Raw genomic sequence first — 22,901 nt, 5'->3', positions numbered from 1 at the left:
GAAACATGGGAGTGAAATTTACAATCTGTATCTACATCATTAAAAACAAACCACAAAGCGTTTTAGAAGAGCTCAAAAAATGCAATGTAGGCGACATTCTTCTATCTTCCATCACTGTATCGGAACTCATTTATGGAGCGCATAAAAGTCAATTTGTCGAGAAAAACCTCAAAGCCATTGAGCATTTCCTCATTCCTTTTGATGTTGCTGAGTATGATTACAAAGCGGCTTTGGAGTATGGAAAAATACGCGCAAATTTAGAGCAAAAAGGACAACCCATCGGCTTACTAGACATGCTTATCGCCGCACACGCTAAGTCGCTTGATGTCGTGCTTGTGACCAATAATATGAAAGAGTTTGAGCGGGTTGAGGGGTTGGAAGTTGAGAATTGGGTGAGGTGAAAAGTCAACTCAGACATTATTACCCAAAGAGTTAAAGAGCATAGAGCTACTTTAAGTTATAAAGTTTTTATTGTAATTTACTAACTTTAATAACTGTTTCAGCGTCATAAACATATCTATTCATATCAGCTTCTATTAGGTCTTTATCTATGCGCTTATCATAATCAGCCCATAATCTTAATTTATACATTTTTATATAAATTTGTTTAGTCTTATGTAGATAATTGCCTCTACCAATAGAGGATTGTATCATTTCATGCTTTTGCCCTGAAGAAGTATTTAGCAATGTTGAGTCATGTGCTAGATATTTATGATACAGGGCATAATATAGCCTGCTAAATACGGCTCGTGATAGTTGTTCTTGATTAAGGGAGGTGTAACACTTTGTTTTTATTTCGCATGCAATGATAAAAAACTGCTCAGATAGCTCTTGAGGACTCATTTATATCATTGCTACCATGTCAAAATATTTACTCCTGTCAATAATGTCTTTAACTGATAAATACATATTTAATTCGATGTCAGACATCTTTTTATAATCTTTTTTTGTTTCTTCATCTAATTCACATTTAAAGAATATACATTCTTTTTCAACATCAATACGAGGAAGCCAATATCCAATAATTTTTATATTAACTTCTTTTTCAATTTCTTTTTTAATTTCTTCAATTTCTAATTGTTTCATTGTTTGTTCATAATCAAGCAATGCAGAACTATATTCTGATTTTTGGTGTATATGTTCCATATTACTTGTTGATTGGACATTAACTGTACTTGCTTGTGCGTGTGATGATAGTGCTATTCCCATCATAACAAAATATGCAATCCACTGTTGTTTTGTCTCAAACTGTGTTGGTTGTATTTTTTGTTCATAGATTGATCTGTCTGCGTAGCTCATCTGTTAGTATCTTTTTAAATTGATTTTTTTGTATCTCATGTAATTTATCAGCTATAGAATAAAATTCTTCTTTTATATTTTCATTAAAAAGTTCTACATTCTCTTTTGAAGTTATGATGTCGATAAATGTTCCTATAATTTCTTTATTATCTATTCTTGGGAATGGATATATAATTGCTTCTGTTACTTTGCATGAATCTATAGTAGTATCAAATCTCATATTTATGGAATCAGACTCATTTTTACTTTCATTTGAAATTTTTAGCTTTATATGTTCACCATTAAAAATATTTTTATTATCGATCATATCTAAATATCTTAGACCAATACGACTTACCTTTAAATCTGAATTTTGATTAGTAAATAAGATATTGAACATTGCTTTTGTTTCACTAATAAAAGTATTCCAAGAAGTATATGCACTTGTACTAATACCAAATATATTATCTCCAACATTAATTTTATAATGGCTATTAGGAGATGATATTTCATACATAGGCTGATATTTAAAATCAGGGTTACTATTTCTAATTTCAGGAGGCATATTCCTGAATGGAGTTTCAGCTATATTTGTATATCCAATTTTATATATATCACCCAGTAATGCCACTGTCGGATATGAAGATTCATACCATACATCAAGTACTACTTGAACAATAAAATTTGACATAACAACCTTTCTTTATATTATGTTAGAAGCTGATTTTAGCTAATTATTACTGAATTAGTTATTATCTTGTAAATAACTAATTACCAATGTGTTACATTTACACCTATATCGACAAATAAGCACAAAATATTCCATTGCATCACTTAACTAGAAATAAAAAGCTGATAGGCTACTTCACAAAACAAACGGAATAATTTTTTTCGTTTGTTGCCTATAGTTTTTATACTCGCTAGACTCTACCATCCACAGCATTTCTTCTTTGTGAGCTTTCAAAAACAGTGTTACAACCAAAAGCGCGAAGATAAAAAGGCTCAGCACAGAAGGCTTAGACACCAGAACGCCAAGCATCATCACAAGCACTGAAAAATACATCGGATGCCTGATGTAGCGGTACGCTCCTATGGTGATGAGCGAGGCGTTTTCTTTGATTTCGGGGGTGATGTTGAAGTTACTAAGGGTATTGCATTTTAGGGTATAGAGCCCAAAGCCACCGCCTGCAAAAAAGATGAGTAAAGCAAAGTTACTTGGCATGTGCAAGCCATGATGTAGAACTAAGATTGCAATGAAGATGAATTGTAATGCGACTAAGAGGTAAGAGTATATTTTTGAAGTCATGGCACATTGTCCTTTTTAAACAACTCAAAACGCTTTACATGTAAGTTATTTTTGTAACTCACGAACTCTTTCATCTCTTAACTCCTCAAACGTAGGGAAGGGTGATTTTTCTTTACATGTAAGCTCATACCCTAAGTAGTCAAGGATATGTAGTACGGTTTTTATGCCTACATTAGAGTTAATTCCATTTTCAAGTGAGCTAATGGTAGCACGTGAAATAGAAAGGTCGCGGGAGAGTTGCTCTTGCGATACTTTTTTTGCTTTGCGAAGGTGTGCCATGTGAGTGCCAAACTCTCTTAAGTCCATAATAGTTCCTTGACTAATATTTTAGACATTTTATAATTTTAATGTATAAATGTCAAATATATTGTGCAAAACTAAAGAAGAGTAATGGAGAAAATTGAAGGAAAGTAGTTTACATGTAAAGTGTAGCGTTTCGCTTTTACTTTACATGTAAAGATTATTTTGTCTCTTTTTCCTTAGCAGCAGCGACAGGTTTTTTGGCAGGTTTAGCGATGATCTCGATGTAACACTCGCTCCATTTTGCGCTGTGTGCTTTGTCGATTTCTTCGCCAAGATCGGCTTGGTGAACGGCTTGTGCATTTTGTGCACTTTCGCCGAATTTGCAGTCAAAGTCCCAGAAATGGAACCCTTCGGGTGTCTTTTTAGTGCGTTCACGTTTGATGTATTTACGAATTTCATGTTTGATGGACTCTACGAGTCGGTCGCTGTTTTTGTTTTCAACGTGGAGGTGAAATATCTTTTTCAAGGCTTGCCTTTTAGGTTTTTATGTCAGTGCGACATTGTACTTCATTTCACCTTTGAGTGTCACATTATTTGAATTCTGCCTTATAGGCTTTCTCTAAAACATTCATAAACGAGGCTGGGTCCATATAGCCGGTGTAGCCTTCGATGATGGTGTGGCGCGATGGTGAGAGGATGGCGTTGGCAGGGACGTATTTGGTGTGCAAATCTTGAGGCAAGGTGGGATCATCTTGGTCGATGGAGACAAAAACGAACTTTTGGTCTATCTGCTTTTTGTAGGCAGGGTTGTTGAAAATTTCGCGTTGCATTTTCCGACAGTAAGGGCAGTCATCGCGTACAATGTTGACAAGAATCAGCTTTTTTTCTTTAACCGCTCTGACGCTTTCTTCTTCTAAAAAGCTAGCGTGAAGTGCTGTGATGCCAAGAAATGCTACCAAAAGAGCTTTGAGGAGCGTGTGCATGGTCTTTTACCTTTAGGATAATTTTATAAAACTCTAACACACGTGCATGGTCTTGTTGCTTAAAATAACGCTCTTTAAAGTGCGAATATGCTAAATTACCCATAATTTTAAGTACCAAAGAAGAAACAGACATGGCAAATCTACGTGAAATTTACCAACTTGGATCGGATGTCATACGTAGCGTCGCAGCCAAAGTGGAAGATGTCCACGATGTGGAAATTCAAACATTGATCGACGATATGATCTTTACATGTAAAGCCTCAAAAGGTGTTGGAATTGCCGCACCGCAAGTGAATTGCGCTCAAGCGATTGTGATCATTGCATCAGAACCAAGTGAACGCTACCCCAATGCGCCTACGATGGAGCCAACAGCCCTTATTAACCCTAAAATACTTTCGCACTCGCATAAAATTATCAAAGATTGGGAAGGGTGTTTGAGCTTGCCAGGCATCAGAGCGCAGGTACCGCGTTACAGCGAAGTTGAGGTTTTGTATACGGATAGAGATGGCGAAGAACACACGGTCATCTACAGCGATTTTGTAGCGCGTGTCTTTCAGCATGAGTTTGACCATTTAATGGGAAAAGTGTTTATTGATAGGGTGGAATCTACGTATGATGTGGTCATGGAAAAAGAGTACCAACGCATCATAGGAAAAACGAAAGGAGAGAAAGTTTGAAAACACGTATATATTACGATGATACCGATGCTGGTGGTGTGGTTTACCATGCCAATTACCTCAAATTTTGTGAGCGTGCTAGGAGTGATCTTTTTTATGAAAAAGGACTTAGTCCTGCTGTGAATGGTGGGCATTTTGTAGTGAAACATCTCGAAGCTGACTTTATACAGCCTGCCAAATTAGGCGATCTGATCGACGTAAAAACAGAATTACTTTTGCTTAAAAACGCTTCACTGATTTTAAAACAAGAGGTGTGGAGAGAAGAGGTCAAACTCTTTACGATGACCTCTACACTTGCGTATGTCAAAGAGGGAAAACCTTGCAAAATAGACGAAGAGACAAAAGCCTTTTTTAGAGGCTTTTTCATTTAGAGTTTTTACAAAACTCTTGACACGTTTTTAAAGCAAAGCTTCAAAAACTACGTTAACACTAAGTTTTCTTCGGTAGAAAGCCCACGCACCTTTAGTGCTTTATTTAATTTCCGCGAATAAATTCATTGCGACCGGGTTGGTAGAGTGCGGTGTTATAGACCACTTGGTTTCCGGTGATGGTCTCTTTGAAGGTGCGCTCAATGGTTCCATTGAAGAACTGCTGACACAGATAATCCGCACCAATGGACGTTGAGTAATTGACCCAGTCATAGACGATGTCATGTCCAAACATCGTGTTGATCTCTTCTAGCGCTGCAGGTGCTTTTTGGATAGAGTTTGCGATGTACATTTGATCGCGATCTTCGTACTGTGTTAGCGTTAAAAGCAGTGGATTGTAGTTGACTTGGGTTGAAAGAAGCATGTAGGGACGAATGTCGTTGGAGCGAAGTTGCGATGCAATGAGGCTTGACGTTACAAGCTGTGTGTTGAGATAAAGTGAGGTGTTATTGAGTGCTCCATTGCCTTTAAACATCTGTTTGAAGTTTGCTTTAGGGCTCTCGACACGTTTTTCATACACCACACGATTGCTGTTTTTTTTAACCAACGCATTGAGTTGGTAACTCAGGCTACTGCCATCTTCAAAGGTGCCGACTCTCTCGTTGGCTTTTCCTGCCAAAAGGGCGATTTGTTGGTCATAATCAATCCCTCCAAAGATCATATTCGATCCAGAACTTCGTACATTGGAGCTGTGCAGTGTCGGGATGAAGACAAGGGTGTCTGTGACACGACTGGCGATAATGTTAGCACCTTCGCTCGTGACAGGTGCGATGATGTAGTGGTATCCGCCTGCTTGAATGTCCAAGAGCGCTTTGGCAATCGACTCCTCTTTTTCATCGCCTGAGTTAAAGACGTTCAGATCAAAGTAGTAGTTTTTATACAAAAGATAGGAAATAACCGAGTTTACAGAGGTAATAGCATATTTTTTAATGGTTTTTTGAGGTACCAAAACGGCGATCTTAATCATCGTGCTATCATCATTGAGTGGTTTTGGCATCGGTGTCGCAATAATCGGTGTCAACGCAGACTCACTTTCATCGTTCATGGATGAAGGTGACGTGGGAGTAACACTGGTGCTAGGCGGCGTTGGTGTTGCCATGGCAAGCGTGGTTGATTTGATGGTTGTGTCATTGATCACAACGGGTGCTTCTACGACGCTTGAAGCGGGAGTAGATGATTTTTGTTGTTCAGAACCTGGGTAGGTTGCGGTGCTTTTTTGATTGATCGCTGCGCCTTTTTTAGCGTTAGCAGAGATATTGAAAGTGGTTGGTTTATAGGGTGCGGGTGCTTGGCTTGTAGCGGTACATCCTGCAAAAAGAAATAAACTGAGGGTTAGGGGCAACCAAAATTTCATAACATGCTCCTTATTTTTAGCATATCTGCAAAAACCTCTTTTTTGCTACTGGGGTTTCGCAGTAAAAAACTGGGATGGAACGTTGGGATCAATTTGGCTTCACCAAAATTGAGCACCGATCCTCGTATTTTATCGATAGGTGTATCATACTCACCTGTAAGATGATGAAAACTCACAGATCCAAGGGTAACAATAATTTTAGGTCGAATCGTTTGGATCTGTTGCATCACATAGGGTTTACAACAGGCAACTTCTTCAGGTGTTGGAACACGATTGTCAGGCGTTTTACACTTCAAAATCGTGGTCACATAGACCTCTTCTTTAGGGATCAACAGAACTTTTTCGATCATATTTGCCAGCAATTCACCACTTTTGCCAGTATATAGCATGCCGGTTTCATCTTCGCTGACACCAGGGTTATCTCCGATGAACATCACTTTGGCATGCAGGTTACCCGCACCAAAAATGACATTTTTACGACTTTTGGCTAAAGCGCAGAGATGGCACTGTAACGCGCTGCTTTTAAGCTCTTCTAAGTTGTTCGAGAGGGTGGGTTGCTTGCTCAAAGAGAGGGGTCGATACTCTTGGAAAAATTCAAATCCCATGGCTCGGTACTGGTATAAAAGTTTTAAAAGCCGTATTTTTTCAATCTGAGTCATTCTTATATGGTAGCCAAGAGGGAGTTAAAATATCCTTATTCAACGTCGCAGTACTCTAAGGAGGGAATATCGGGCTTTTTCAAATCATGGTTGTTGGCGATAAAAAGTGTTTTAAGGTGGGTTAGGTTTTGGATGGAGTCTGGAAGCGTGCTTAAGAGGTTCGCTTCAACATCAAGTTCGTAAAGACTGCTAAGGTTGCCGATGCACTCAGGAAGCGTGCTAAGGCGGTTGGCACTCAGATCGAGCGAGGTGAGTTTTGCAAGCGTGCACAGTGCGGTTGGAACCTGTTCAAGCAGATTGTTTTCCAGTGAGAGGATTTGCAAATCTTCTAATTTGGAAAGATCAAAGTCGATGGAGGTGAGATGGTTGGACGCAAGATTGAGTTTGACCAGCATATCGTGCGCTTCGAGGGAAGGAAGGTTTTGCAAAAGGTTGCCCTCTAAAATGAGCGTTTCAAGCTCTTTGATTTCACCGAGAGATTGGGGCAAGGTGGTGAGTTTATTGAACGAAAGATCCAGATAATAGAGCGATTGCATCGCGCCAAAGACTTCAGGAAGAGACTCAAAATAGTTCGTATCCAAGCTTACATGTAAAAGTTTTTTGAGGTTTTTAAATGCCAGATCAAGGTGGCTTAGACGGTTTACGGCAAGGGTAAGACGCGTAAGGTTTGTCAGATCGTAAAAGCTTTGTGGCAGGGAACTGAGTTGGTTTCCATTGAGATTTAAAATGACCAAAGAGCGAAGCGCGCCAAAGTTTTCAGGAAGCGTTTGCAAAAGGTTGTTTTCACACTGTAAATTACGGAGGTTTGTAAGCGAACAGATGTCTTTGGGAAGCTCGCTGAGGCGATTGCCTGAGATTTTGAGAATGCTCAGGTTCTGGAGTGCTCCAATGCTCTCAGGCAAGCTTTTGAGCTTTTTGCGACTGAGATCAAGGGTTGTAAGGCTTTCAAGCTTGGAGAGTTCACGAGGCAGCGTATGTTCCAACCCTTGAGATTTAATCCACTGTGCAAAATCACGAATACGCTCACTCATCATGCTCTCCTGCTTCAAATCGGCTGTTTTTCTGATCGATCAAAAAGGCAATCTCTTCGTAATCAATTTCACCAAATTCTACCATATTAAACAGCGCCATCAAAGGTCTACGACAACAGGTTTGATTGCATTCTGTGACCAGTTTTTTGGCTTTTTTATAGGGCAGGGTGGTGGATTTAAAAATATCAATAGCATCTTGGATGCTCTTTTGACCGCATTCACAGATGATTTTAGAGGCGTACTCTTGCATTGATTTATCCCGCTTTAGAAGCGATATAGAGCGCTTTTAGCTCCTTCTTGTTGAGAACTTTTTTGCGATTTGTGACCATTTCACGCACCTTGGGAAGCATTTTATTGATAACTGCGTTTTCAGGCTCGTAGCCCATGGCACGCAAATGATACAAAAGAGTTGAACTGCCTGAATGTTTGCCTATCGGATAACTTCGCGTCATGCCTACACTTTGAGGCGTAAAGGCTTCGTAGGCTTTGTCGTGTTTGATCATGCCATTGACATGGATGCCCGATTCGTGTGAAAAGATGTTTTTACCCACAATCGGCATCGTAGCAGAGATACTTTGGTTCGAGGCTTTTTCAACCAATTGAACCACGTGTTTGAGTGCGTCTGGGTTGATGATGCGCTCTTCGCCAAAGAGGTGGGCAAGGCTCATGAGAACCTGCTCAAAACTCGCATTTCCAGCGCGTTCACCCAAGCCAATAACCGTTGTATTGACACTCATCGCACCCGCTTCCAGTCCACTAATCGCATTTGCCGTTGCCATACCAAAGTCATTGTGCGTGTGCATTTCAATCTCTAAAAGATTGAGACTCGTGAGGTAGGAGATGTGCTCATAAATTTGATGCGGACGCATAATGCCCACGGTGTCGCAGTAACGAAAACGATTGGCGCCCACACTGGCTCCTAACTCCATCACCTCTTTTAAAAATCCAAGGTCTGCACGTGAGCTATCTTCACCCCCAATGCAGGCAAAAATTCCCTCAGATTTGCTTACATGTAAAACTTCTTCAAGGTTTTTTAAGAGGCGTGCTTTATCGCCTCCAAATTTTGCTTCAATGAGAATGTCTGATACAGGAATGGAGAGATCAACGGCTTTTAAACCACACGAGAGTGAAGCTTCAAGGTCACCCATCGTGGCACGATTCCAACTCATAATGCGAAGAGGCAGATCAAGAGCCAAGATCTCTTTGATATCGGCTTGCTCTTTCGCCCCCATCGCAGGAATACCCACTTCAAGCTCATCCGCACCTGCAAGATAAAGTGCAGACGCAATGGCAATCTTCTCTTCAGTATTAAACGCGACATACGGCGCTTGTTCACCATCTCTGAGTGTGGTATCGTTGATAATCATTCTAGGCTCCTTAGGAAGCGGCTGTGAAGAAGTGCTTACGCACACCTTTTAGAACAGAAATCTCAATAGGCTCATCCGCAAAACTCTCATCACAGGTAAGGTGAATGCTCTCCAACTCTTTTTGTGGGCATTCGCCAATTTTTTGAGTTAAGAGAAGATGGCAATCGGAGAGAGCGTTTTTGATCTCTTCGATAGGATACGTTCCATTGCAGTTCTCTTTACCCATGCAGTACGAGTTCTCGACTTTACGGTGCATGATAAATTTGATCGCCTTATCGCCTGCTTCGTAGATGAGAAACTCTTTGGCACTGCCAAAGTGGTCGTTAATGAGTCCATTTCCGCGTGTTGTGACGGCTACAAGCATTGTATCGCCTGTGGAGCTGAGTTCATTTTTGTTTGTCGCTTCTTCTTGGTTGATTTTACCATTGGCTGCTCGAAGCGCTCTTCGCCATGTTTCGATGTTTTCATGCGTTTTCATACGTTGGTTTAGGTTATAGTGGTGCGCGAGCTCTTCAAAGCTTTTGTCCACGAAACTCTCTTTGAAAAATTCATCGCTTCGATCTTCGCCCAAAAGCCCCACCGCGTCTGCTCGACATTGACGGCAGTGGCGCATCAATTTAACATTGACATCACACGCCTCTTGCGCTTTCATGAGCTGTTTATGCGTCGCACTTGGAACGCCGTCCAGTCCAAATTTGGTACCGTATTCTGGTTTAGAGATGATAGGCATCACGTTTTGAATGAAAACACCCAACTCTTTGACTTTTCGTGCCACAAACGGAAGGTGCTCGTCATTGACACCTGGGATTAAGACCGAGTTTACTTTCACTAAAATGCCTCGCTCAACCAGCATTTGAATACCAAGCAGTTGTTTCTCAAGGAGGAGTTTAGCTCCCTCAACACCACGGTGTTTTTTATGTTCGTAAAAAACCCATGGGTAGATTTTAGCGCCGATTTCACCTGTTTCATCAACAGAGTTCAGTGTCACCGTCACGTGCTCGATGTTGTACTTGGCAATCTCATCAATGTGCTTATGGATCATCAAGCCGTTCGTGGAAAGACAGAGTTTGATGTCAGGAGCGTACTTTTTAAGCAGTGAAAAAGTCTCAAAGGTTTGCTTAGGATTGGCAAGTCCATCGCCTGGTCCTGCGATGCCTACGACGCTGAGTTGTTGGATCAGACCGCCTACATGTAAGACTTTTTTCACCGCCTCTTCTGGGCTTAGTTTATAGCTCGTAACACCCGGGCGACTCTCGTTGGAACAGTCGTACTTGCGGTTGCAGTAGTTGCATTGGATGTTACATGCAGGGGCTACTGCCACATGGATACGCGCATAATGTTGGTGGGCATCTTGAGAATAACAAGGATGGTTGTTAATCTTTTGCATGATGCTGGCTTGAAGTTCATTTTGGGTGTTGGTGGATGATGTACAAGAACAACTCATGTGCGATCCTTTAGAATTTCTTTACCCTAAAGTTTGCACAAAGTGTTCCTTAGATTGGATCGACTAGTCTTTGAGTTCCTGATAAATCATATGAATTTTTTCGATATTTTTGCTAAACAGGGCAATGAGCGTAGGATCAAAATGCGTTCCACTGTTGTGTTGCAAGTGTTTATGCGCTTTGTCAAAACTCCATGGCTCTTTATACGGACGTCTGGAAATAAGCGCATCAAAAACATCCGCAATCGCCACAATACGCCCAAAAATAGAGATCTCTTCATCTTTTTTACCGTGAGGATACCCTGAGCCATCCCATTTTTCATGATGTTCAAGCGCAATGAGTGCGGCGGCTTTGAGGTACTCATTCTCCTCATCAAACAAGAGATCATGACCAATTTGAGCATGCGTTTTCATGATTTCAAACTCTTCAGGGGTGAGTTTGTCAGGTTTAAGCATGATTTTATCGGCGATACCAATTTTTCCTGCATCGTGCATCGGAGCTGCGAGTTCAATTTTGCTAATATTATCTCTGCTTAAGCCATACTGCTCCGCTAAAAGCGCACTGTAGAGTCCAACACGTTTCGTATGTTTTGATGTTTCTTGGTCTTTAAATTCCGCAGCAGAAGCCAATTTATTGATGATTTTGGTTTGTGTGTCACGTAATCTATCGTACAAAATAGCATTTTCAATCGCAGAAGCCGCATAGTTTGAGATCAATAATAAAAGCTCTGCATCGACATTGGTGAAGATCGTCTCGCTTTTATTGAGAGCTTGAAACACACCGATCGTATTTTCTTGATTGTCGAGTAAGGGAACCGCTAGAATCGTTTGGGTGAGATAGCCTGTTGCTTTATCGATGTCGGGATTAAAGCGGTAATCATTGTAGGCATCCACAACGATTTGCGTCTCTTTTGAAAGCGCCGTATAGCCAGCAACGCCTTTTTTCGCGCTAACGCGAATAGGCTCACAGCCTTGTGCCACTTTAGACCAAAGTTCATCCTTGTTTTTGTCATAGACAAAAATAGAACAGCGATCAGCGTGTAAAATTTCTCTAGCAAAACTCGCCATAGACTCCAATACTTCGTTAAGGCTTTTGGTTCTATTGATCACTTTACCAAATTCTAATAAGATAGCAAGTTGTTTTTCCGCTGAGTCCATCATTCATCTCTTTAGATCAAGATTGTATGTGCATTATAACAAAGTTTTAAAATGATATTTGCAAAATCATACGCTTTATGTATAATACAAAATATATAATGCTTGGAGTGGTTTTCAAAATGCAAAAGAAAATTAAAGTTCTCTTAATAGAAGATGACTACGATGCGGCAGGTCAAGTTGCACAATATTTAGAGAGTGTAGGGTTTGAAATCGATATTTCCGAAACTGCCATTGATGGTCTTTTAAAGCTTTCTGCACAGCACTACGATATTTTATTGTTGGATTTAAGCCTTCCTGATTTTAGCGGTTTTGAGGTAATTAAACAGATCAACAATCAAAGCAGTATTCCTATCATTGTTTTAAGTTGTCACTCCAATCTGGAAGCCAAAGTGCAGGCGTTTCGTTTTGGTGTGGACGATTATGTGTGCAAGCCGTTTATGCTTGAAGAGTTGGAAGTTCGCATGTGGGCGATTTTAAAACGTTGTTCAATGATTAAAATGGAATTTAATAAAAACAATCTTGCTATTGATTACAACAACCAAACGATCTTACTCAATCAAAAACCTGTTTCGCTCACCGCAATCGAATATAAAATCCTTTCTTTCCTCATAGAGAACAAAAATAGGGTGGTTTATCGCAATGTTTTAGCGATTCATCTCTCCTCCTTAAGCTCACCGCAATCTTTAAATTACCATATTCAAAATATCCGTAAAAAGCTAGGCGACGACCCGAAGAAGCCACGTTATATTATGACAGAGTATGGAACGGGGTACCGTTTAGTGTTATAAAAGTGTTATATTTCTTAGAATCCTCATAATAAACGGATAATGAACCATATTTTTGAGATATAATCCATCTATTGATCCAAAAAATAAGGCATATGATGGATACATCAGCGATGGAGCGTCTCAAATCTCGTTCTAAAGGGATACGGATTTTATACATTGAAGACGACGAGGTTACGAGGAAATATACGCATTCAATTTTAAGTGAATTTTTTGACTCCATTGATGTTGCGAATGATGGGCAACATGCTTACGATCTCTTTGTCGATGCTGAGATTGCTATTCCACCCTTAGGGCTTTCGTGTGAGCTTCAATCGAGACGTTATAATTTGGTGATTACCGATATTAAAATGCCCAAATTTGATGGTATTGCTTTAATTGCTAAAATTCGTAAAATCTGCAAAGAGACGGCGATTATTGTCACCTCTGCGCACAATGATGTGGAGTATTTGATTGAGACGATTCGCCTGGGTGTGGATGGGTATATCTTAAAACCGATCGAATTTGACCAGCTCTTTGACTCACTGGCTTCAACGGTTGAGACGATTTTACTTAAAGAGGAACGACGCGCTTATACAAGCTCACTCAAGCAGACTATTGTCCTGCAACAATCGGCTCTTGAAGAGCAACTTCACACCGATGCTTTGACCAAACTGCCCAATAAAAATACACTCGATAGCATTTTAAGCCACATTCAACCTGTTGAAGTTCCCTCTTTATTTCTTATCAATATTGATCGGTTTAAAAATTACAATAAACTCTATGGTATCGAAGTGGGTAACCAAATCCTTAAAGAGTTTTCTCATCACCTTAAAGAGGTGGCGACATCGATGTGTTACAGTGTTTTTCGCGTCTCGTCCAATGAGTTTGCAATGCTGAATCTTGATACGGAGCTCAATCCTGAAAAAATCTACGAAGCGATTAACCAAACACTGGACCTTCTCAATGGCATCGCGATCAAAGTTGAAGGGCTGAATGAGAAGATCTTGGTGCATATCTCTATGGGTGTCACCTTTGACCAAGAAGATCTTTGCAACAAAGCGTTTACGGCACTTGATTTTGCTAAACAATCGGGAAAATCGTTTGTAGTCTACACCAGTAATTTGGATGAAACAGAGTCTCTTGCCAATGATTTTTACTGGCAAGATGTGATCGCTGATACGCTGGATAAAGACAATGTGGTACCTTTTTTCCAACCCATCTGTAACAAAGAGGGCGAAATTATTAAGTATGAAGCGCTGATTCGTATCAAAACCAAGGATAAATTGGAGCAAGAACAATACGTCTCTCCATACTACTTTTTAGACATTGCACGTCGTACCAGACAGTACGATAATCTCAGTCACAAGATGATTGAAAAAGTGTTGGAGCTCATGGCAACACATCCTACGGTTAGTTTTTCCATCAACATCAGTTTTCGCGATATGCTCAACAAAGAGATTCGCGATCTTTTACGTTCACGCATAGAAGCATTTCGCGCCCAAAATCAAGCGATTCATCTGGTTTTTGAAGTGCTTGAGAGTGAAAAGGCGACCGATTTGAATACGGTGAAAAACTTTTTAAAATACATCAAATACGAAGATGCCCCTATTGCCATTGATGATTTTGGAACAGGGTATTCTAACTTTTCGCATGTGATGCAGCTGGATCCTGCGTACTTGAAAATTGATGGGAGCCTTATCAAAGAGATCGATACAAGCGAGAAGACACGCATTCTTGTGCAAGCCATTGTCTCGTTTGCCAAAGCTTTACATGTAAAGACGATTGCGGAGTATGTGCACAGCCAAACGATCTTTGATCAATTGGTCGCAATGGGTGTTGATGAGTTTCAAGGCTACCACATCGGTGAGCCTTGGTTGGAGTTACCATGTCGTCTTTAACCCTTTCTGCAACGGTTTTTGTTGTTGGGTTTATCCTTCTTGTGGGTATCTTATGGATTTACTTGCTCACACAGCAGAAGCAAAAATTTAAGAAGCTGATTGATTTTGCCATTGAAGGGATGATCGTTTCTCATAAAGGGTATGTGGTTGAGGTTAATGTGCAAGCGTTGAAAATTTTTGGAGGCACCGACAAAGAAGAGATTTTGGGAAGACCGCTGATTGATTTCATCGCTCCTGAGTCGAGAGCATTGATACAAGAACAGTCAACAAAGCCTTATACGGAGATGTATGAGTGCATGCTTTTGCGAAAAAATGGTACAATTTTTCCAGGCTTGGTGCGAGGCTCTATCGTCAAAGGGTTTGGAAAGACGGTGCGAATCTCAGCGATCATTGATCTCAGCGAGCTGAAAGAGGCGCAGTATGCACTCCAAGCACTCAATGAAAACTTAGAGATGCAAGTCAAAGTTCAAATCGAAAAAAATCGCCAACAAGAGATGATGCTCTTTCAACAATCGCGTCATGCCCAAATGGGCGAGATGATCAGCATGATTGCGCATCAATGGAGGCAACCACTCAATGTGCTTTCTCTTTTAGCACAAAACATTGTTTTTAAGTACAAACTTCAAAAATTAGACGAACATATCATGGATGAGTTTAAAGAGGACTCGATGCGTCAGATCGTGCAGATGTCCAAAACGATTGATGATTTTAGAGACTTTTTTAAACCCGACAAATCGATCAAGGTGTTTGACATCAAGCAGCAACTCTCCCATGCTGTGGAGATGGTCAAACCCATCGTTGCCGCACATGGAATCGAGATTGGTTTTGAAAGCGAAGAGGGGCTCAAAATTGAGAGCTATCCCAATGAGTTTGGGCAGTCCATTATTAATATTCTCAACAACGCTAAAGATGTGCTTTTAGAGAGTTGCGGAGAGTTTTCCAAACGGATCACGGTTGTAGCAAAACGAGGTGATGTAGGGAAGATTATCGTCACCATTGAAGACAACGGTGGAGGCATCGATGCGATGGTAATGCCGTACATTTTTGAGCCCTATTTTTCAACCAAAGGAGCTAAACACGGCACAGGGTTGGGGCTTTATATGAGCAAAATTATCCTTGAAGAGCATATGCAAGGGCAGATTAGCGTTGAAAATACTGAGACAGGCGCAAAATTTGAGATTGTTTTACAAGGATTGGTGTAGTGGATTTAGCGTTGCTTAAAACGGTTCGTCCGTTGATTATCGAAGATGAAAAAGATATGTTAGACGCATTTTTCACCCTGTTCGATACGATGTTTGACGAGTTTTACACCGCGCGCAATGGCGAAGAGGGGTTATACCGATTTTACAAAAATGCCCCTGATGTAATTATTACCGATCTTCAAATGCCTTTTATGGGCGGCTTTCGTATGATGGAGCGTATTCGTATGGAAAATGCAGAGATTCCTATTATTATCACTTCCGCACACAGCGAAGAAGCGCATCGTGCCCGTGCTAAAGCGCTTAGGGTCACGGAGTATCTTTGCAAACCTTTTGATATGGACGAACTCTTTGAAAAAATTTATACCTGCTGCATCGTCAAAAATGGCTCAGGCAAGATCAATTTCGACCATTTTCCCTTGTAAAATTTCTGCAAATTCTACCCCAAATTCATAGCACGTTTGAAGCTCTGCGACGCTGGGAATTAGTTTGATTTTCAGAGGTGTGAGGGGCGGTACACGAAGTTTCAGTGATTTAAGACGCGCCAAAATATGATCGACCGCTTCGCCACTCCAACCGTACGATCCAAAAGCACCTGCACATTTGCCTTGCTTGTCTAAAAACATCAAGCAGGAGAGCAAGTCCCACACAGGTTTGGGAGCGTCCGCATTGATCGTGGGTGTGCCGATGAGAAAACCGTCACTCTCTTCCAAAATCGCCATCATATTTTGCTCTTCGATGGAGGCTAGATCGTACATATTGGCGACCACACCTTCGACACTTTCGCACCCTTCAAAGATCGATTGTGCCATCTCTTGCGTGTTTTTATAACTGGTGAGGTAGAAAATAGAGAGAATTTTTTTACCTGCTTTGTAAGCTTCCACTTTATGGCTCCACTGACGATATGCCTCAATGTATTGCTGTGGATTGTCGCGCAATATTGGGCCATGAAGTGGAGCGATCAGAGCTATTTCAAAACGTTCATACAGTTTCAGCGCACTTCTCACATAGCTTTGAAACGGTCGCATAATGTGGTCGTAGTAGTACTGAAACGCGTACGAAAAGTCGCCCACTTTGTCGTTAAAAAGGCGTTTATCGTAGTAATGGGCACCAAACACATCGCCACTAAAGAGCAGTTTATCCTCATGCACATAAGAGCTCATCGTCTCGGGCCAGTGCAGATACGGCGTGGTCAGAAACGTGATGGTTTTGCCGCCTAAGGTGAGTTGTTTGTTCGTCCAAATCGTTTCAAAGTTGATCTCTTCGGTGTTGGTCAGCGCTTTGAGCATCATCGTGGCTTGGGGCGAGATAAGCACTTTGGCGTGTGGCGCTCTTCGGATAAGTTCAGGGAGTGCACCCGAATGGTCAGGCTCGATGTGGTGGATAATGACGTATTTGATCGCATCGTAGGAACACAAAGCTTCTACATGTAAGAAAAATTCGTCTTGAAACTCTTTTTTCACCGTATCGACAATGATAACGCCTTCGTCTGTTTTGATGAGATAGGCGTTATAACTCGAACCATTGGCGGTTCGCATAACAATGTCAAACGTGCGTATATCGGGGTCAAATACACCTACAAAATAGATGTCCTTAGCTAGGGTTATGGGATGATGCGGCATGGAAAAACCTTTGCATCCAAAGAGGCGGATTGCTGTTTTTTAATGTCAGTAGCGTGTTTAAAAGCGTGTCGATGCGCTCATTCTCTTTCTCAGACTTGAGGACAAAAATACCTGAGCCTTTGACCATGAGCGATGCCCGAGGTCCGATGTGTGAAGCGCATACGATGTTGGCATCTTCTAAGCATTCGATCTTGTAAGCGAGTTTATCGCCTTCTTCGGCGATCTCATTAGGCGATTCGAGTGCTTTTAAAAAGACAAAAGAGTCCTCTTTGAGTTCGTAGAGGTAAAAGCATTTACACCAACCAAAATGGTCATTGACATGAAGGTTGTCGGTCGATGCAAATGCTATCTTCATCCCATGTTCCTTACGCGTTTACAGGGGCATGCGCTTGGCGATCCGCGATAGAGATCGCTTCACGGTAAGGTTTTGGAGAGACCTCAGGGAACATAATGCCATTTTTCTTGTGCTCACGAATGTTGTAAAGACCGCTCTCGTGACCTGCAACATAATACGCATTGTACTCAGGCGTATACGGCAAATCCCAAACGATAGCGCCCTCGGTGGGACAGGCGTCTGCGCATTTTGGCATGGTGCCATCCGAACACTCGATACATTTTTCAGGTTTAACATACGTGGTGTCCCCATTGATCGGTGAATCGCTTGCACTCACTATTGCCGTTGCAGGACACTCATCAATGCAACTGTCACAATTGATACAGACGTCGGTAATTCTTACTGCCATGGTAGATCCTTTTACATGTAAAGTTGTTGTCTCTCAAAAAACCTTTGAAAAAAGACCACGATGCAAAATGGGCTTTATCGCACCGTGGGTTGAGTAAGGGTTTTTAAAGGTACACGCCACTGTTTATGCAAGAGGTGTTCCATACAATATTTTTATACTATTGCTATCTTGGTGTGATGATTCTTTTCTACAAAAGTTTGATATTTGGGTAAAATCATTCCAATCAAATCACTAACTCAAAACCAAATTATCAGGACGAACGATTGATAATTAAAAAAATGAAATTGTACAGGTTTCTATGGGTAAATGCTAATGGAGCTTCAATATGAATGAATTTATCTTACCCGCTTTACCTCCAAAATTTGATTTTGATACAGTGCCCATTTTAAAGCAATTGAGTCAATCGAACAAGGCATTAGCCGAACTTAAAGGTTTTGCCGATCAAATTCCTAACAAAGAGATACTTATAAACTCTCTTACCCTTCAAGAAGCCAAAGATAGCTCTGAGATCGAAAATATTATCACAACACAAGATGAACTTTTTGAAGCATTGGCGATTGATTCATCGCATATTTCAAACAACATCAAAGAAGTTTTAAATTATAGAAAAGCTCTGAGATTTGGTTTTGAGCAGTTACAAAAGAGACAGATCATCACAACCAATGACATTGTAGCCATCCAAAAAGAGCTTTCAGAAAATGATGCAGGCATACGAAAGCAAGTGGGTACGGTACTTAAAAACTTAAAAACGGGCGAAGTTATTTACACGCCACCTCAAGATGAAGAAACTATTAGAAATTTACTAGCAAATTTAGAGAAGTGTATCAACGAACCCAATGTATTTGATCCATTGATTATGATGGCAATTTTGCACTATCAGTTTGAGTCTATCCATCCTTTTTATGATGGCAATGGCAGGACAGGAAGAATTTTAAATATCTTATACTTGTGCAACCAAGGCTTACTGGATTCGCCGATTTTGTACCTTAGTGGATACATCATCAAACATAAAAGTGACCGTTTACTTCAAGAGGTTCGCACCAAAGAAACATGGGAAGAATGGACGCTTTACATACTCAAAGGCATCGAGCAAACAGCTATCCAAACGCTTCAAAAAGCCAAAGCGATTAAAAATTTGGTCGATGAAACTGCCCTAGAAGTGAAAGAGAAATTACCAAAAATATATAAAAAAGAGCTTATCGATGCCATTTTTACGGAGGTCTATACCAAAACGGCTTATGTTGAAGCGGCTTTAGACGTAGAGAGACACGCTGCTGCAAAGTACCTCAAAGAGCTTGAGAAAATAGGTGTCTTAGAATCTTTTAAAAAATCAAGAACCGTACTCTACATCAATCCAAAACTCTACAATCTTCTTAAAGGTGATATATGGTAGAAAAAGTTCCATATTGCCAATATATGGTAGAAAAAAATTAAAAAACTACCATATATTTCAATCGTGCTTATTGGGATACCGTATAATATTTGAGAAGCATAAACCTATAGATTAACGGAATACATTATGCAAATCAATAGCTATGGTAAATAGAAAACTGATCAAGGATTTGTTAAACGAGAGTGCTTGTTCTCATAACAAAACCAAAAAAGCGAGCTGTGATAAACCGAAACCTGGAGCGACGAGCGGAGGGTGTGCGTTTGAGGGAGCGCAAATATCACTCTTTCCTTATGCGGATGCTGTGCACTTGGTGCATGGTCCCGACACTTGTCTTGGCGCTTCATGGGAAACCAGAGCTACGCTTACAAGCTATGAAGGTGAAAACAACACGCCACTGGGCTATTGCACGAATGTTTCGACCCAAGACATCATTTTTGGTGGTGACAAGAAGCTGGCAGATGCTTTAGCGTACATCGTGGAGCACAAAAACCCTAAGGCGATTTTTGTCTACGAAACCTGTGTCACAGCGATGATTGGGGATAACATCGACTTTACATGTAAAACCGCGGAAGAGTTGTTTCACATTCCCATCGTGCCCGTGCATGCCCCAGGATTCGTGGGCAGTAAAAACTTAGGGTCACGCCTTGCAGGTGAAGCGGTGCTGGACGCGCTTGTGGGTACGCGTGAGCCTGAAAGCATTCATCCCTTTGGTATTAACTTGATCGGTGATTATAACGTGACAGGCGATATGTGGCAGTACAAGCCCATACTTGAACGCATTGGCATTAAAGTCATCTCTTCGCTCTCAGGCGATGGCAGAATTGAACAGATACAAATGGCACACACCGCAAAGCTGAATGTCATCGTCTGTGCAAAATCCTTGGTCACTTTGTGTCGTAAAATGCAAGAACGCTACAACATCCCTTATGTGAGCGTCTCCTTTTACGGAAAACGTGACACGTCCAATGCGATTCGCTCCATCGTCAATGCGTTTGGTGATGCGGAACTCAGCGCTAAAGCTGAAGCGATTATCGCCGAAGAAGAGGCGAAGTTGGCGGAGCGTTTGAAGCCGTACTTTCTTATGCTCAAAGGCAAAAAAGCGATTCTCAACACGGGCGGCAACAAGTCGTGGTCGATTGCCTCAGCGCTTCAAGACATCGGCATCGAAGTGGTCGCAACCTGTGTGCAAAAAGCCACGGAAGAAGACGTCGCCATTGCGAGTGAATATGTGCCCATCGTCTTTAAAAACCCGGGTGTTGAACAGCCCAAACTCATTGATGAGCACCATGTAGACATTTTGTTGGCGGGTGGGCGAAGTCTTTACACCGCGATCAAAAAACGCATTGCGTTTGTCGATGTCAATCAAGAAAAAAAAGTAAGTTATGGCGCGTACGGAGGGCTTGAAAATTTGGCGAGTGATGTCTGTTCTGCACTGGCAAATCCTGTCTTTAAACTGGTTGGAAAGGCTGCACCATGGGAGCTAGTATGAATTTAAAAGAGCTCAAAGCAACGAGCCTAAAACCTTTACATGTAAACCCTCTCAAGCTCTCTCAGCCGATGGGCGCGACACTCGCATTTTTGGGCATTAAAAACTGTATGCCTTTGATGCACGGCGCGCAAGGGTGTGCTTCGTTTACCAAGGTGCTTTTTACTCGTCATTTTAACGATCCTATCGCCATTCAAACCACCGCGGTGAATGACATAACCGCGGTCATCGATGGTGGCGATAAAGGCATCTCCGAAGCGGTGGAGAACATCACCAAAAAAGTAACGCCCGATTTGGTGGGGCTTTTTACCACAGGCATGACGGAGACCAAAGGCGATGACATCAAAGGCGCAACGCTGCTTTTAAAAGAGAAGCAAAAGATGGTCTATGTGCATACGCCCGATTTTGAAGGTGGGCTTGAGAGCGGATGGAGTTTGAGTGTTCAAAACATCATTACCCAACTGATCGAGCCCACCACGCAGGTAAGAAAAGACAAAGTTCTGCTCATTCCCAATGTCAATTTTAGTCCCATCGAAGTGGAAAAACTCAAAGAAGCGCTGGAATGTTTGGACTTGGTCGTTTTTGCACTCCCTGATCTCAGCGATTCACTCGATGGGCATTTGGGCGTCAAACAAGGCGCTCTTAGTAGCGGTGGCATTAGCGTTTCTGACATCGAAAAACTAGGCGACGCGGGAGCTGTCATCACCATTGGGCATTCGGTCAAAAAATGCGGTGAACTTTTTTATGAAAAATTCCCTCAAAGCACGCACCTGCATTTTGATAGCCTCATCGGCTTAGAAGCCACGGATGATTTTTATGCCAAAGTCTTTGAATTTTTACAGTGCAAAAGTGTTCCCAGTGTCGTCAAACGATGGCGCGCGCGTCTGCAAGATGTGCTTTTAGATACCCATTTTACCCTTGGAAAAGCAAAAATACTCATCGCCGATGAGCCCGATAGTGCCTATGCCATTTCCAAAGCGCTTAGAGAAGCTGGAAGTACGTGTGAAGCGTACATCGCACAGCGCAGTGAAATCCAAGAAGCCTTTACATGTAAAATGCAAATCGGCGATTTTGAAGAGGTGGAGAAGCGACTCCCCGAGATGGATATGCTCATCGCCAACTACCACGGCGAGCGTTTAGCGCATAAACATCATAAAGCGCTTCTCATTCGAGGATTTCCAAACTATGAGCAAGTCGGCATCGGGCTTCGTTACAACATTTTGTACGAAGGCAGTTGCGCCTTTTTGTGTGAGGTCAATAATCTTTTAGCCTATCACTGATGTAAACGTCAATTCTCTTGACAATGTGAATAAAATTGAATACAATAAATTCACATAGCATACAAAGGGCACAAAATGAAAACAGTCACGATGAGAGTGGATGATAGCGTTTACAATATCATTCAACTCGCTGCGCAAGGGCAAAAACGCAATATCTCTAATTTCATCGAGTTTGCAACCATGCAGTACCTCACATCCGCACAGTACGTCGATAACAGCGAAATGGCAGAGATACTAAACGATGCAAACTTGGTTGAAAACCTCAAGCAAGGCATGGAAGACATCAAAAACAACGAGTTTACGATTGTTTAGCATCGCAGAGACAAAGACGTTTGAGAAAGTAAAAGCAACACTGGATGCGAAGCTCTACCTCAAAATCAAAACCATCGTCTATCCACAACTCAGGGAAAATCCTTTTTTTGGCACCAACATCAAAAAACTCAAAGGCGAGTTTGAGGGGTATTATCGCTATAGACTTGGCAATTATAGGCTTTTTTATAGTGTTGAACAGGAGAAGGTGATGGTTTTTATTGTGGATGTTAAGCATCGGCAGAGTGCGTACTAAGTATGATATATCCTAAATTTTTT

29 protein-coding genes are annotated in these 22,901 nt (G+C 41.4%); 12 read left to right on the top strand and 17 right to left on the bottom strand.

Annotated features, from left to right (window positions below; translation table 11 throughout):
- Positions 1-5 precede the first annotated feature (5 nt).
- Positions 6-401: a type II toxin-antitoxin system VapC family toxin gene (locus JU57_RS12330; RefSeq protein WP_037961617.1), complete on the top strand. Its 396-nt coding sequence runs from the start codon at positions 6-8 to the stop codon at positions 399-401.
- A 67-nt stretch (positions 402-468) separates the two neighbouring features.
- Here the strand turns inward: JU57_RS12330 and JU57_RS12325 are convergent, their stop codons facing one another.
- The 7 genes from JU57_RS12325 to JU57_RS12295 form a co-directional block, all read right to left on the bottom strand.
- Complete coding sequence (locus JU57_RS12325) at positions 469-843, bottom strand: hypothetical protein (RefSeq protein WP_037961616.1); 375 nt, start codon at positions 841-843, stop codon at positions 469-471.
- On the bottom strand, positions 844-1,299 hold the full coding sequence (locus tag JU57_RS12320) for a hypothetical protein (protein WP_037961615.1): 456 nt from the start codon (positions 1,297-1,299) through the stop codon (positions 844-846).
- Positions 1,271-1,969, bottom strand: a complete 699-nt coding sequence (locus JU57_RS12315) for a TIGR04255 family protein (RefSeq protein ID WP_037961613.1) — start codon at positions 1,967-1,969, stop codon at positions 1,271-1,273. The genes JU57_RS12320 and JU57_RS12315 overlap by 29 nt, the downstream gene beginning before the upstream one ends.
- Before the next feature lie 174 nt (positions 1,970-2,143).
- On the bottom strand, positions 2,144-2,500 hold the full coding sequence (locus tag JU57_RS12310) for an isoprenylcysteine carboxylmethyltransferase family protein (RefSeq protein WP_051906860.1): 357 nt from the start codon (positions 2,498-2,500) through the stop codon (positions 2,144-2,146).
- 129 nt (positions 2,501-2,629) lie between these two features.
- Positions 2,630-2,890 carry a helix-turn-helix domain-containing protein gene (locus JU57_RS12305; RefSeq protein WP_037961604.1) on the bottom strand — a complete coding sequence of 87 codons (261 nt, stop codon included), beginning with the start codon at positions 2,888-2,890 and terminating at the stop codon, positions 2,630-2,632.
- Between the two features lie 154 nt (positions 2,891-3,044).
- Positions 3,045-3,353, bottom strand: coding sequence for a DUF6172 family protein (locus tag JU57_RS12300; protein WP_037961602.1), 309 nt, complete (start codon positions 3,351-3,353; stop codon positions 3,045-3,047).
- 64 nt (positions 3,354-3,417) lie between these two features.
- Positions 3,418-3,810 carry a thioredoxin family protein gene (locus JU57_RS12295; protein ID WP_037961599.1) on the bottom strand — a complete coding sequence of 131 codons (393 nt, stop codon included), beginning with the start codon at positions 3,808-3,810 and terminating at the stop codon, positions 3,418-3,420.
- A gap of 131 nt (positions 3,811-3,941) precedes the next feature.
- On the opposite strand from JU57_RS12295, the gene def reads away from it, so the two are divergent.
- The gene (def, locus tag JU57_RS12290) at positions 3,942-4,487 is read left to right on the top strand and encodes a peptide deformylase (protein ID WP_037961596.1); all 546 of its coding nucleotides are present in this window, start codon (positions 3,942-3,944) and stop codon (positions 4,485-4,487) included.
- Positions 4,484-4,858, top strand: coding sequence for a YbgC/FadM family acyl-CoA thioesterase (locus JU57_RS12285; protein WP_037961593.1), 375 nt, complete (start codon positions 4,484-4,486; stop codon positions 4,856-4,858). The genes def and JU57_RS12285 overlap by 4 nt, the downstream gene beginning before the upstream one ends.
- A 103-nt stretch (positions 4,859-4,961) precedes the next feature.
- Here the strand turns inward: JU57_RS12285 and JU57_RS12280 are convergent, their stop codons facing one another.
- From JU57_RS12280 to JU57_RS12250, 7 genes are all read right to left on the bottom strand, one after another.
- Positions 4,962-6,269, bottom strand: a complete 1,308-nt coding sequence (locus JU57_RS12280; RefSeq protein WP_037961589.1) for a hypothetical protein — start codon at positions 6,267-6,269, stop codon at positions 4,962-4,964.
- Positions 6,266-6,928 carry a uracil-DNA glycosylase gene (locus JU57_RS12275; RefSeq protein ID WP_037961580.1) on the bottom strand — a complete coding sequence of 221 codons (663 nt, stop codon included), beginning with the start codon at positions 6,926-6,928 and terminating at the stop codon, positions 6,266-6,268. The genes JU57_RS12280 and JU57_RS12275 overlap by 4 nt, the downstream gene beginning before the upstream one ends.
- A 35-nt stretch (positions 6,929-6,963) precedes the next feature.
- Positions 6,964-7,959, bottom strand: a complete 996-nt coding sequence (locus JU57_RS12270; RefSeq protein WP_037961577.1) for a leucine-rich repeat domain-containing protein — start codon at positions 7,957-7,959, stop codon at positions 6,964-6,966.
- Positions 7,952-8,209: a hypothetical protein gene (locus JU57_RS12265; protein ID WP_037961574.1), complete on the bottom strand. Its 258-nt coding sequence runs from the start codon at positions 8,207-8,209 to the stop codon at positions 7,952-7,954. Before JU57_RS12265 ends, JU57_RS12270 begins: the two co-directional genes overlap by 8 nt.
- Positions 8,210-8,213: 4 nt before the next feature.
- Positions 8,214-9,326: a homocitrate synthase gene (nifV, locus tag JU57_RS12260; RefSeq protein WP_037961572.1), complete on the bottom strand. Its 1,113-nt coding sequence runs from the start codon at positions 9,324-9,326 to the stop codon at positions 8,214-8,216.
- Positions 9,327-9,336: 10 nt separating this feature from the next.
- Positions 9,337-10,770 (bottom strand): nitrogenase cofactor biosynthesis protein NifB, encoded by a 1,434-nt coding sequence (nifB, locus tag JU57_RS12255; protein ID WP_037961570.1) that lies wholly within the window; start codon positions 10,768-10,770, stop codon positions 9,337-9,339.
- A gap of 63 nt (positions 10,771-10,833) precedes the next feature.
- Positions 10,834-11,925, bottom strand: a complete 1,092-nt coding sequence (locus JU57_RS12250) for an HD domain-containing phosphohydrolase (protein WP_051906863.1) — start codon at positions 11,923-11,925, stop codon at positions 10,834-10,836.
- A 119-nt stretch (positions 11,926-12,044) separates the two neighbouring features.
- Here JU57_RS12250 and JU57_RS12245 point away from each other — a divergent pair, with 119 nt between their 5' ends.
- From JU57_RS12245 to JU57_RS12230, 4 genes are all read left to right on the top strand, one after another.
- Positions 12,045-12,713, top strand: a complete 669-nt coding sequence (locus JU57_RS12245; RefSeq protein ID WP_037961563.1) for a response regulator transcription factor — start codon at positions 12,045-12,047, stop codon at positions 12,711-12,713.
- A gap of 95 nt (positions 12,714-12,808) precedes the next feature.
- A complete protein-coding gene (locus JU57_RS12240) occupies positions 12,809-14,590 on the top strand; it encodes an EAL domain-containing response regulator (protein WP_037961560.1) in 1,782 nt (593 codons plus the stop codon).
- Positions 14,578-15,792 (top strand): PAS domain-containing sensor histidine kinase, encoded by a 1,215-nt coding sequence (locus tag JU57_RS12235; RefSeq protein ID WP_037961558.1) that lies wholly within the window; start codon positions 14,578-14,580, stop codon positions 15,790-15,792. Before JU57_RS12240 ends, JU57_RS12235 begins: the two co-directional genes overlap by 13 nt.
- Positions 15,792-16,214: a response regulator gene (locus JU57_RS12230; protein ID WP_037961555.1), complete on the top strand. Its 423-nt coding sequence runs from the start codon at positions 15,792-15,794 to the stop codon at positions 16,212-16,214. The genes JU57_RS12235 and JU57_RS12230 overlap by 1 nt, the downstream gene beginning before the upstream one ends.
- Here JU57_RS12230 and JU57_RS12225 read toward each other — a convergent pair.
- The 3 genes from JU57_RS12225 to JU57_RS12215 are packed head-to-tail and all read right to left on the bottom strand — an operon-like array spanning position 16,179 to position 18,154.
- Positions 16,179-17,411, bottom strand: a complete 1,233-nt coding sequence (locus JU57_RS12225) for an FprA family A-type flavoprotein (protein WP_037961553.1) — start codon at positions 17,409-17,411, stop codon at positions 16,179-16,181. The genes JU57_RS12230 and JU57_RS12225 overlap by 36 nt on opposite strands.
- Positions 17,383-17,766, bottom strand: coding sequence for a NifB/NifX family molybdenum-iron cluster-binding protein (locus tag JU57_RS12220; RefSeq protein ID WP_037961550.1), 384 nt, complete (start codon positions 17,764-17,766; stop codon positions 17,383-17,385). Before JU57_RS12220 ends, JU57_RS12225 begins: the two co-directional genes overlap by 29 nt.
- Positions 17,767-17,776: 10 nt before the next feature.
- Positions 17,777-18,154, bottom strand: a complete 378-nt coding sequence (locus JU57_RS12215; RefSeq protein WP_037961548.1) for a 4Fe-4S dicluster domain-containing protein — start codon at positions 18,152-18,154, stop codon at positions 17,777-17,779.
- A gap of 325 nt (positions 18,155-18,479) precedes the next feature.
- On the opposite strand from JU57_RS12215, the gene JU57_RS12210 reads away from it, so the two are divergent.
- From JU57_RS12210 to JU57_RS12190, 5 genes are all read left to right on the top strand, one after another.
- Positions 18,480-19,547 (top strand): Fic family protein, encoded by a 1,068-nt coding sequence (locus JU57_RS12210; protein WP_037961547.1) that lies wholly within the window; start codon positions 18,480-18,482, stop codon positions 19,545-19,547.
- Positions 19,548-19,716: 169 nt separating this feature from the next.
- Positions 19,717-21,036: a nitrogenase component 1 gene (locus JU57_RS12205; protein WP_051906858.1), complete on the top strand. Its 1,320-nt coding sequence runs from the start codon at positions 19,717-19,719 to the stop codon at positions 21,034-21,036.
- Entirely contained in the window at positions 21,021-22,313 is a 1,293-nt protein-coding gene (gene nifN, locus JU57_RS12200; RefSeq protein WP_294877332.1) for a nitrogenase iron-molybdenum cofactor biosynthesis protein NifN, read from the top strand. The genes JU57_RS12205 and nifN overlap by 16 nt, the downstream gene beginning before the upstream one ends.
- A gap of 75 nt (positions 22,314-22,388) precedes the next feature.
- Complete coding sequence (locus JU57_RS12195) at positions 22,389-22,625, top strand: hypothetical protein (RefSeq protein WP_037961544.1); 237 nt, start codon at positions 22,389-22,391, stop codon at positions 22,623-22,625.
- Positions 22,618-22,878 (top strand): type II toxin-antitoxin system RelE/ParE family toxin, encoded by a 261-nt coding sequence (locus JU57_RS12190; RefSeq protein WP_037961541.1) that lies wholly within the window; start codon positions 22,618-22,620, stop codon positions 22,876-22,878. The genes JU57_RS12195 and JU57_RS12190 overlap by 8 nt, the downstream gene beginning before the upstream one ends.
- Positions 22,879-22,901: the final 23 nt, after the last annotated feature.

This window comes from Sulfurospirillum sp. SCADC, assembly GCF_000743525.1.
Lineage (GTDB): Bacteria > Campylobacterota > Campylobacteria > Campylobacterales > Sulfurospirillaceae > Sulfurospirillum.
This window is presented reverse-complemented; position numbering and strand designations above follow the sequence as displayed.